The following is an 11,004-nucleotide window of genomic DNA, read 5'->3' on the forward strand; positions in this document are numbered from 1 at the left end:
AGTGGATGCCGCTAATTATGTTTGTTGCGCTGTGTGTCGTGTTGATGCTCGGCTATCCTGTGGCCTTGTCGCTGGCCGGCGTGGCATTAGCCTTTGCGGGTGGTGGGATGTTTTTTGAGGTGTTTGACCCGGCATTTTTGCACGCATCGGGGAAACGCTTGTACGGCATCATGACCAACACCACACTGATTGCTGTACCGACCTTTATTTTTATGGGGCTGACCCTGCAAAAAGCAAAAATCGCTGAAGATTTATTGGAAACGATGTCGCTGCTGTTTGGTGGTGTACGTGGTGGACTGGCGTTTTCTGTGGCCGTAGTGGGTATGCTGCTGGCGGCCTCTACGGGAATCGTTGGCGCAACCGTAGTCACGATGGGTTTGCTTTCACTACCCGTGATGCTCAAGCGCGGTTATGATCCGGCGCTCGCGACAGGCATTATTTGTGCCTCCGGCACGTTGGGGCAGATTATTCCACCATCGATTGTGCTAATTTTACTCGGCGATGTGGTCGGTAATGCTTATAGCGAAGCGCAGCTTGCGATGGGGAATTGGTCACCAGAAACCGTCTCAATCAGCGATTTGTTCGCTGCTGCGGTAGTGCCCGGGGTGCTGTTGGTGGGGCTGTATATTGTCTACTTATTAATTCGTGCTTGGTTGACGCCTGACGCGATGCCGCTGCGCACCAAGAGTGAGCGTATTGAGGCGCGTGGTGAGCGCTTTTATCTGCGTTTGTTGTTTGTGTTGTTACCACCGCTGTTATTGATCGGCGCGGTGCTCGGTTCAATTTTTCTCGGGGTAGCGACGCCCACTGATGCCGCGAGCGTTGGCGCGTTTGGCGCAGCGATAATTGCTCTGGTGCGCTATGGGATTGATAAATATCACGGTAAGGAAACCAGCCTGCGTTGGTTGATTGATGTGCCGCGCGAAACGCTCTCGATTACCGCGATGGTATTTTTTATTCTCATCGGTGCATCGTTGTTTTCACTCGTTTTTCGTGGTTATGGTGGCGATCATCTGATCGAGCAATTATTAACGGATATTCCTGGCGGGGTGTTCGGTGCGATGTTGTTGATTATGGTGGTGATGTTCCTGCTCGGTTTTGTGCTCGATTTTATCGAGATTATTTTTGTGATTGTGCCGATTGTCGCGCCTGTGCTGTTTAAGATGGGGGTTGATCCAACCTGGTTTGCGATTATGATCGCGCTTAATTTACAAACCAGCTTCTTAACCCCACCGTTTGGTTTTGCGCTGTTCTTCTTGCGTGGTGTCGCGCCAGAGAGCGTTCCAACTGCCGCGATTTACAAAGGGGTATTGCCCTTTATTGTGATCCAGATTTTGCTGATTGTGTTGATTGCTTTGGTGCCAGATATCGTGCATTGGATTTCGCTTGGCTAAAACCTGTTTTTAATTAGCAACGATGACGTTGAGGCAACATAAGCTCGCTTGAGTGAGACTATTTAGCAGTTTATAATTTATCAGGTTAGCAATATTTGCAACCCAATTACGGATAAAGAGGCATCATGGATAAACGACAATATTTTGGTACTGATGGCGTGCGCTCAAGAGTTGGGCAGGGGTTAATGACTCCAGATAAAGTCATGCATTTGGCGTGGGCTGTGGGGAAAGTGCTTGTCGATCAAGGCTGCGCTGGTGAAAAAGTGATTATCGGCAAAGACACCCGTATTTCGAGCTATATGTTTGAGTATGCGATTGTTTCTGGTTTGTCGGCAGCCGGTATAGACGCGCATTTGCTTGGCGTGATGCCAACCCCTGGGATTGCTTATTTCACACGCACCTTCCATGCCGCAGCCGGTATTGTGGTTAGCGCCTCACATAATCCTTATTACGATAATGGGGTTAAAGTATTTGCCCGTGGTGGCTATAAGCTCTCTGATGAGGCTGAGCGCCAAATTGAATATTATCTTGATCAACCAATGAAGATCTCGGGCTCAACCGAGCTTGGTAAAGCGTATCGTATCGATGCAGCGCGTGAACGCTATATCGAATTTTGTAAAAACGCGATTCCTGTCGGTTTGCCGTTTGAGCGCTTAAAGGTGGTGCTCGATTGTGCCAATGGCGCGACTTATGCGATTGCCCCGGATGTGTTTCGTGAATTAGGCGCCAAAGTGGTGGTGATTAACCATAATCCGGATGGCTATAACATCAATACCGGCTGTGGTTCGACACATCCGGAATCGTTACAGCAAAAGGTACGCGAAGAGGGTGCTGATGTTGGTATTGCTTTTGATGGTGATGGCGATCGGGTGATTATGACCGACAAGCGTGGTCGCTTGTTGGATGGTGATGTCATTTTATACATCATTGCCAAATACCGCGCCTTTAAACGTGAAGAACTACACAATGTGGTTGGCACGCAGATGACCAACCTCGGGCTGGAAAAAGCATTCGCAAAAATGGGCGTAACCCTGCATCGCACCAAAGTCGGCGACCGCTATGTTTTAGAGCGCTTGCAAGAACTGGACGCGCGGATTGGTGGGGAAAACTCCGGACATATTATTTGCCTGGACCGCAATTCTACCGGTGACGGGATCGTTGCAGCGCTGCAGGTTCTGGCTGCGATGCTGGAAATGGAGCAGGATTTGGCCTCATTGTGTGCCGATTTGCACCTCACAGAACAAATAATGGTGAATGTTGAGGTCGCTAATCGCAACACGATTATGCAACAGCCGGCGGTGCAAGAGGCGTTAAAGAAAGCAGAAGAGCGTATTGGTGATCAGGGCCGTATCTTATTGCGCCCATCGGGCACAGAGCCTTTGGTGCGTGTGATGACCGAAGGTGATGATGAGGTGTTGATGGGCGAGATTGCTCAGTCCTTAGCGGAGGTTATTAGACAGGAGGGGAATCATGCGTAAATTAATCGCTGCAGCGAATTGGAAAATGAATGGTGATGTGGCGTTGGTGGATGCGTTTGCCGCACAAAACTGGCCACAAAACGAACGCATTGAAACGGTGTTTGGCTTGCCGGCAACATTACTCAGCACAGCACAGGCACAAGGATTGGCTCAACTGGCTGGACAAGACGTGAGCGCCCATGAATCAGGAGCGCATACTGGTGAAATTTCTGCAGCAATGCTCAAAGCAGCAGGGTGTACTTACGCAATTATTGGTCACTCTGAGCGACGCAGCGACCATGGTGAAGATGAGGCGCTCTTGATCGAGAAATGGCAGCAGCTTAAAGCCCAAGGATTGGCGGTGATTTATTGTATTGGTGAATCGCTTGCTGCACATGATGCCGGTGAAACTGCTGAAACCCTGCGCGCGCAGCTTCAGCCCATTATTGAAGCCGGGCTCATTGATGAACAGACCGTCATTGCCTATGAACCGGTGTGGGCGATTGGTACCGGTAAGGCAGCGACCCCAGAGTATGCACAAAATGCGCACGCGGAAATTCGTCAGATACTCGCAGAAAAACATGCTAGAATAGCGCCCTCTTTGCGCATACTCTATGGCGGCAGTGTCAAAGCAGACAACGCATCCGGGCTGATTGCAGCCCAGGATATTGATGGGTTTCTGGTTGGCGGAGCCTCGTTAGATGTGCGCTCATTTTTAGGAATAATTGAGGCTATGACATGAGTATCACCATTGCTCAGGTGGTTTTTTTGGCCACAGCAATCTCACTTAGTGTGTTGATTTTGCTGCAGCAATCTAAAGGCGCTGGTATGGGCGCTTCATTTGGTGCTGGTGCGTCTGGAACCGTATTCGGTGCGCGCGGCTCAAGTGGTTTTTTATATAAATTAACCCGCGGACTGGCGATTGTCTTTTTCATCAGTGCGTTAGCTTTAGGGTATTTGCAGAATAAATCGATACACGAAGAAAGCATTTTGACTGACGCTAGCTTGGCGGAAAAAAATGTGGCAACGGAGCTTGACGTGCCTGGTCCGAGTGCGGATAATAGCGCGCCTGCTTCACGTACCGATGTTCCTGCGCCAGCGCCAGCTGCTGCGGAACAATAAGAATGTTAGCCGACGTGGTGGAATTGGTAGACACGCTATCTTGAGGGGGTAGTGAGCCTAGCTCGTGCGAGTTCGAGTCTCGCCGTCGGCACCAATATAATCGAGGCGACGAGTCATTGATATTGTGTTACGCTAGATTTCGCGTAATTTCAGTATGGGTCTTTTAAATAAGATGCTATATCAATAGCCATTCGCTTTGACTAAAAAATGAAGAATTTAGCATCTGAGGTAAGGTATTGTAAGCATGATATCAATCAAAAAGGGAATTGATCTTCCTATCTCTGGTGGCATTTCCGATACCACCATTCACTCCGTTACACCCGATGCCCGTGTCGCCGTTTTAGGCGATGATTTTGTTGGCTTGAAGCCGACAATGAACGTGGCAGAAGGGGATCGCGTTAAAGCGGGTCAAGCACTATTTGAGGATAAGAAAAATCCGGGTGTGATGATTTGTTCGCCAGTTGCTGGGGTGGTTGATGCCATCGAGCGTGGTGAGCGCCGCCGCTTGTTATCGGTCATCATTAAGCCTGAAGGCGATGAGGCGGTCAGTTATGCCCCATGCACCGATGTGAGTAAGCTTGAGCGCGAAGCGGTGGTTGAGCGTTTGCGCGAATCAGGCGTTTGGCCAGTTCTGCGTACCCGTCCGTTTAATAAAACACCTGCTTTAGAAGCGAAACCTTACGCGATTTTTGTCAACACCATGGATACCAATCCATTATCGTTTGACCCAACGCTCGTCCTCGAAGGCCGTGAAGACGATTATTTGGTCGGTTTGCAAGTCTTACAACAGCTGACCGAAGGTAAAGTACACGTTTGTCATCGTCCAAATGCACCGCTACCAGTACAGCAGTTTGCCCGCGTTGCCCAGCACGCTTTTGCGGGTATTCACCCTGCAGGTTTGGTTGGTACCCATATTCACTTTGTTGAGCCAGTTGGCCCTGAAAAACAGGTTTGGCATTTAGGCTTACAAGACTTACTCGCCGTTGGGCATTTATTCCGTACTGGCACGATTGATAACCACCGTGTGGTAGCGATTGCTGGGCCTGGGGTTAAAAAGCCTAAACTGGTCAAAACCTTGCGTGGGATCGATGCTAAAGCACTATTAGGCGATAACCTGCAAGATGGTAAGCAGCGCGTGATTTCTGGTTCGGTTTTTGCTGGACGCAAAATGGAAGAAGCGACGTTTTTCTTAGGCGGTTATGACCAGCAAATTTCTGTCTTGCCCGAAGGTGAAGATTCTATTTTGCTCGAATTCGTTCGCCCTGGGATGTCATCTTACTCACGCACCCGTGCGTACTTAGGCCGTTTCCTCAATGGCAAAAAACTTCCATTTACCACCGCGATGCAAGGCTCACCACGGCCGATTTTGCCGTTTGGTATTTATGAAGATGTGATGGCGTTGGATATTTTACCAACGTTGTTGCTTAAAGCCTTGGCGGTTAAAGATACCGATTCGGCGATTGCCCTTGGCGCATTAGAATTAGATGAAGAAGATATTGCGTTGCTGACCTATGTCGATCCCGGCAAACATGATTTCGGGGCTATTTTACGCGAGAACCTGACCTTGATTGAGAAGGAAGGCTAAGTGATGAAAAAATTAATTGATAAACTCGCCCCGGTTTTTGAGAAGGGTGGGAAATTAGAAAAGTTCTATCCACTCTATGAAGCAGCGGCAACGATTCTTTATAGTCCAAATTACGCGACAACACGTCCATCGCATGTGCGCGATCCGATCGATTTCAAACGCGTGATGATTATTGTTTGGGCAGCGGCTTTCCCGGCGATGATTGCCGGCTGGTATTTTACCGGTGCACAAGCAGCTGCTGCGCAAGGCGAAACCTGGGGGCTTTTAGCCAACCTGTGGTTTGGCGCTAAACTGCAATTGCCAATCTATATTGTTGCGTTCGCCGTCGGTGGCTTCTGGGAAGTGCTTTTTGCGCTGATCCGCAAACATGAAATCAGTGAAGGCTTCTTTGTTACCTCGATTCTCTTTGGCCTGATCTTGCCGCCAACGATTCCACTGTGGCAGGTTGCCTTAGGGATTTCGTTTGGTGTGGTGATCGGTAAAGAAATTTTCGGGGGTACCGGACGTAACTTTGTTAACCCGGCACTCACAGGCCGCGCCTTTTTATACTTCGCTTATCCAGCGCAAATTTCTGGTGATTCTGTATGGGTGGCTGTAGATGGCTATTCTGGTGCAACCGCTTTATCGAAAGCAGCCAGCGATGGTATGGCTGCAGTGACTGAGCAATGGAGCTGGTGGGACGCGTTTATCGGCAATATCCCAGGTTCGGTGGGGGAGACCTCAACGTTAGCTATCTTGATCGGTGCGATCATTATCATGGCAACCGGGGTTGCTTCGTGGCGGATTATTCTTGGTGTATTTGCCGGTGGTGCCGCGACTGCCTTGCTGTTTAATGCGATCGGCAGCGAAACAAACCTGATGTTTGCGATGCCGTTCTGGTGGCATTTTGTGATTGGCGGTTTTGCCTTTGGTGCGGTGTTTATGGCGACCGACCCGGTATCAGCGTCTGTGACCAATAAAGGCCGCTATATCTTCGGCTTTTTGATCGGGGTGATGACCGTGCTGATCCGTGTGGTCAACCCAGCGTTCCCAGAAGGGATTATGCTGGCGATCCTGTTTGCTAATATCTTTGCCCCAATTATTGATTATTTTGTGATGAACGCGAATATTAAGCGTCGTAAGGTGAGAACACATGTCAACGCCCAATAATTCTAAAATACGCATTCTAGCTTTTGCTGCCGGTGTATGCCTGGTGTGTTCACTAGTGGTTTCAACCGCAGCGGTAGCACTGCGTGATACGCAAGAAAAAAACCAGTTAAACGAAAAGCGCATCAACATTTTGGTGGCTGCTGGCCTGGCTGAACCTGGTGAGCGTTTGCGTGCAGCAGCGATCAATGAGCGCTATGAAAAAATCACCCCGGTTGTGGTTGATTTTGCCAGTGGTGAATTGGCCAAACATGATGATCCGGGTGCTTATGATATGTACGCGGCGGCACAAGATAAGAAAACAGGACATGCAGTCGAAAATGATCCTGCGAGCATTAAGCGCATGGCCGATGAAGGCTCAGCATACTTGTTGATCAAAGATGATCGTATCGAGCGAGTTATTCTGCCGGTACAAGGTTATGGTTTGTGGTCAACGATGTATGGCTTTACGGCGATGACCTTAGATGAAGGTGCTGAAATTACCGGTCTGACGTTTTATAGTCATGGTGAAACCCCAGGTTTGGGCGCGCGTATTACCGACCCAAGCTGGCAGAAGCAATGGGAAGGTGTGGTGCCCTATAATGATAATGGTGAACCACAAATCCATATGGTCAAAGGCTCTGCAAAGGCAGAACATGGCCAAGTGGATGCGATTTCTGGGGCGACATTAACCAGTCGTGGTGTGGAAAACTTGATGAACTTTTGGTTGGGTGAGCAAGGCTATGAATCGTTTGTGCGCCATATCCAAGATGGAGAGATTACCGCTTCTTCAATCACCAGCGCGAACAGCGGATCCTAACGTATAACGCATCATGAGCAAGAGGTTTTTATGAGTGATAAAACATACGATTATAAAAGAATATTGTTTGAACCAATTTTCGACCAAAACCCAATCGGTTTACAGGTATTAGGGATTTGTTCGGCGCTAGCGGTTACCGGCAATATGAAAACAGCGTTTTTGATGTGTTTGGCGTTAACGGCAGTGACCGCATTGTCTAACCTGTTTGTTAGTCTTATTCGCAAACAGATTCCAAACAGCATCCGAATTATCGTGCAGATGACGATTGTCGCCTCGCTGGTTATTCTCGTCGATCAGTTCTTGAAAGCGTATGCCTTTGAGCTGTCTAAACAGCTTTCGGTATTCGTTGGCCTGATCATTACCAACTGTATCGTGATGGGGCGCTTGGAAGCGTATGCGATGAGTAACCCACCGCTGCCGAGCTTGGTTGACGGTATTGGTAACGGCTTAGGCTACAGCGTCTTACTACTCGTGGTCGGTACGATTCGTGAAATCACCGGTAGCGGCACGTGGTTTGGCATGACTGTACTGCCAACCGTGCAAGATGGTGGCTGGTATTTGCCTAACGGGATGATGTTATTGCCACCGAGTGCTTTCTTTATTATTGGCTTGTTGATTTGGGCCTTACGTGCTTGGAAACCTGAGCAGAATGAAGAACGTGAATACCAACCAGCTGAAGCGTCAACACCACAAGTTGGTGGTCACCCGGCACATCAGTAGGAGCAGATTGTGGAACATTATATTAGTTTATTTGTGAAATCGGTGTTCATTGAAAATATGGCACTGTCATTCTTCCTCGGTATGTGCACCTTCTTGGCAGTATCGAAGAAAATTCCTACCGCGATTGGTTTGGGTACCGCGGTGGTTGTTGTACAAACCATCACTGTCCCGGTGAACAACCTGCTTTATCAATTTTTGATCAAGCCAGATGCGATTTTCTGGGATTGGTTGGGGCTAGACGTTAATCTGAGCTTTATCGGTTTGATTGCCTACATCGGGGTTATTGCCGCGTTGGTGCAAATTCTCGAGATGTTTTTGGATAAATACGTCCCAGCGCTCTATTCTGCGCTCGGTGTGTTCCTGCCGTTGATCACCGTAAACTGCGCCATTTTGGGTGGCTCGTTGTTCATGGTTGAGCGGAATTACACTTTCCCTGAATCGGTCGTTTATGGGGTTGGTAGTGGTCTAGGCTGGGCAATTGCGATTGTCTTGCTCGCTGGTGTGCGTGAAAAATTACGCTACGCCGATATCCCGAAAGGCTTGGAAGGTTTGGGGATCACGTTTATCTCCGCAGGCCTGATGGCCATTGGGTTTATGTCGTTTTCCGGCGTACAGTTGTAAGAGGAGTCACGCATGGAAATTATTTATGGCGTATTAGTTTTCACCGGCTTGGTGTTATTGCTCGCAGCAGTGATTTTGGTCGCGCGCCGCTTTTTGGTGCCACAAGGCGATGTAAAAATCATGGTCAACGAAGAAAAAGAAATCAGCGTACCGGCAGGTGGGAAGTTGCTCGGTGCTTTAGCTGAAGGTGGCTTGTATGTGTCATCAGCTTGTGGCGGCGGCGGTAGCTGCGGTCAGTGTACGGTGGTGGTTAACGAAGGTGGCGGTGAAATCCTGCCGGTTGAGCTGAACCACATCACCAAACGCGAAGCGCGCGAAGGTGTTCGTCTTTCATGTCAGGTCGCGGTTAAAAGCGATATGAACGTAGAAGTTGAAGAATCGGTATTTGGGGTTAAAAAATGGGAGTGCGAAGTCATTTCCAACGATAACGTCGCGACCTTTATTAAAGAATTGAAGTTGCAAATCCCTGATGGCGAATCGGTTCCGTTCCGCGCGGGTGGGTATATTCAGATCGAGTGTGGTCCTTATGACATCAACTACAGCGATTACGATGTTGATGAAGAATACCGCGAAGATTGGGAAAAATTCGGCTTATTTAAGATTCACGCGGTGAATAATAACGATGTCACGCGTGCGTACTCGATGGCGAACTATCCCGAGGAAAAAGGCATTATCATGCTCAACGTGCGTATTGCCTCACCACCACCGAATAATCCAAACGTACAGCCAGGGTTGATGTCGAGCTACATCTTTAACCTCAAAGCTGGCGATAAAGTGACGATTTCTGGCCCATTTGGTGAGTTCTTTGCCAAAGAAACCGAAGCGGAAATGGTCTTTATCGGTGGTGGTGCGGGTATGGCACCGATGCGTTCGCACATCTTTGACCAGCTCAAGCGTTTGGACAGCAAGCGGAAAATCACCTTCTGGTATGGTGCACGTTCTAAGCGTGAAATGTTCTATGTTGAAGATTTTGACCGTCTCGCGGCAGAACACGATAACTTTGAATGGCATTGTGCGCTTTCTGATCCGCTGCCTGATGATAATTGGGATGGCTACACAGGCTTTATCCATAATGTGGTTTATGAGAACCACTTGAAAAATCATCCTGCGCCAGAAGATTGTGAGTACTACATGTGTGGGCCGCCGATTATGAATAAGTCGGTCATCGAGATGCTGCATAATCTGGGTGTCGAAGATGAAAACATCTTGCTGGATGATTTTGGGGGATAAGTGTCCACGATAATTCAGCGTTGTTACATGCCACTGCTTGTTGCAGTGGCATTGTTGTTTCTAGGATGCAAGCCGCAAACTCAAGATCAGGAAGTGCTGCGTTTACAAGGTGAGACGATGGGTACGTACTGGCAGGTGAGTGTGGCCGATCCGGTGGATGACCAGGATGCCCTGCGTGGGGAAATTGTCCAAGTGCTGGCTGAAGTCAACCAAGAAATGTCGACCTACATAGCAGATTCAGCGATTTCACAATTTAACCAACGACAAAGCACCGAGCCACAAACGGTGAGTGCGGCTTTTATCGATAATCTGCTTGCGGCACAAACCATTAGTGAGCAAAGCGATGGCGTTTATGATATCACCGTGGCGCCGTTGGTGAATTTGTGGGGATTTGGTCCTGATGCTATCGATGAAGCACCATCACAGGCAGCGATTGATGCTGCGCTAACAAATGTCGGCTATCAGCAGTTGATTATAGACCCACAGGCGATGACACTTGCTAAAATCAACCCTAGCGTAATGATCGATTTGTCGTCGATTGCTAAAGGCTATGGTGTTGATGCGGTTGCCTCGCGACTTAGTGAATTGGGCTATCAGCATGTGTTGGTCGATATTGGCGGGGAAGTGCTTGCAGTGGGTCAAAAGTTTGGTGAGCCTTGGCGGATTGCTGTGGAGCGGCCTGAAGAGGGGCAACACGTTCAGCAAGTCATTGCGCTCAATGATCATGATGAGTCGCAGATGGCGTTAGCGACTTCCGGAAATTACCGCAACTATATTGATTATGATGGTGCACGAGTCGCCCACACGATTGATCCCCGCACAGGTACCAGTACCCAGTCGCCTTTACTTTCGGTAAGTGTGATGGCGTCTTCTTGCATGTATGCTGATGGTTATGCCACTGCGTTAATGGCATTAGGCGCAGAAGCTGCA

11 protein-coding genes and 1 tRNA gene (1 of these 12 only partly in view) are annotated in these 11,004 nt (G+C 48.9%); all 12 read left to right on the forward strand.

What is annotated here, in order from left to right; all coding sequences use genetic code 11:
• Positions 1-5 precede the first annotated feature (5 nt).
• On the forward strand, positions 6-1,394 hold the full coding sequence (locus L0B52_RS07205; RefSeq protein WP_235064056.1) for a TRAP transporter large permease subunit: 1,389 nt from the start codon (positions 6-8) through the stop codon (positions 1,392-1,394).
• A gap of 125 nt (positions 1,395-1,519) precedes the next feature.
• On the forward strand, positions 1,520-2,872 hold the full coding sequence (gene glmM, locus L0B52_RS07210; protein WP_235064057.1) for a phosphoglucosamine mutase: 1,353 nt from the start codon (positions 1,520-1,522) through the stop codon (positions 2,870-2,872).
• Positions 2,865-3,593 carry a triose-phosphate isomerase gene (tpiA, locus tag L0B52_RS07215; RefSeq protein WP_235064058.1) on the forward strand — a complete coding sequence of 243 codons (729 nt, stop codon included), beginning with the start codon at positions 2,865-2,867 and terminating at the stop codon, positions 3,591-3,593. Before glmM ends, tpiA begins: the two co-directional genes overlap by 8 nt.
• A complete protein-coding gene (secG, locus tag L0B52_RS07220; protein WP_235064059.1) occupies positions 3,590-3,973 on the forward strand; it encodes a preprotein translocase subunit SecG in 384 nt (127 codons plus the stop codon). The genes tpiA and secG overlap by 4 nt, the downstream gene beginning before the upstream one ends.
• A gap of 8 nt (positions 3,974-3,981) precedes the next feature.
• Positions 3,982-4,067, forward strand: a tRNA-Leu gene (locus L0B52_RS07225).
• Positions 4,068-4,217: 150 nt separating this feature from the next.
• Positions 4,218-5,558, forward strand: coding sequence for a Na(+)-translocating NADH-quinone reductase subunit A (locus L0B52_RS07230; RefSeq protein ID WP_235064060.1), 1,341 nt, complete (start codon positions 4,218-4,220; stop codon positions 5,556-5,558).
• Between the two features lie 3 nt (positions 5,559-5,561).
• Positions 5,562-6,707, forward strand: a complete 1,146-nt coding sequence (locus tag L0B52_RS07235; protein ID WP_235064061.1) for an NADH:ubiquinone reductase (Na(+)-transporting) subunit B — start codon at positions 5,562-5,564, stop codon at positions 6,705-6,707.
• On the forward strand, positions 6,691-7,503 hold the full coding sequence (locus tag L0B52_RS07240) for a Na(+)-translocating NADH-quinone reductase subunit C (RefSeq protein WP_235064062.1): 813 nt from the start codon (positions 6,691-6,693) through the stop codon (positions 7,501-7,503). The genes L0B52_RS07235 and L0B52_RS07240 overlap by 17 nt, the downstream gene beginning before the upstream one ends.
• Before the next feature lie 30 nt (positions 7,504-7,533).
• On the forward strand, positions 7,534-8,223 hold the full coding sequence (locus tag L0B52_RS07245) for an NADH:ubiquinone reductase (Na(+)-transporting) subunit D (protein ID WP_235064063.1): 690 nt from the start codon (positions 7,534-7,536) through the stop codon (positions 8,221-8,223).
• A 9-nt stretch (positions 8,224-8,232) separates the two neighbouring features.
• The gene (gene nqrE, locus L0B52_RS07250) at positions 8,233-8,844 is read left to right on the forward strand and encodes an NADH:ubiquinone reductase (Na(+)-transporting) subunit E (RefSeq protein ID WP_235064064.1); all 612 of its coding nucleotides are present in this window, start codon (positions 8,233-8,235) and stop codon (positions 8,842-8,844) included.
• A 12-nt stretch (positions 8,845-8,856) separates the two neighbouring features.
• Positions 8,857-10,074 carry an NADH:ubiquinone reductase (Na(+)-transporting) subunit F gene (gene nqrF, locus L0B52_RS07255; RefSeq protein ID WP_235064065.1) on the forward strand — a complete coding sequence of 406 codons (1,218 nt, stop codon included), beginning with the start codon at positions 8,857-8,859 and terminating at the stop codon, positions 10,072-10,074.
• 27 nt (positions 10,075-10,101) lie between these two features.
• Positions 10,102-11,004: the 5' portion of an FAD:protein FMN transferase gene (locus L0B52_RS07260; protein ID WP_235064066.1), read on the forward strand. Its footprint extends 345 nt past the window's final position; only the first 903 of its 1,248 coding nucleotides appear in the window; the start codon lies at positions 10,102-10,104; the stop codon falls past the right edge of the window.

This window comes from Suttonella sp. R2A3 (genome assembly GCF_021513215.1).
Taxonomy (GTDB): Bacteria; Pseudomonadota; Gammaproteobacteria; order Cardiobacteriales; family Cardiobacteriaceae; genus JAHUUI01.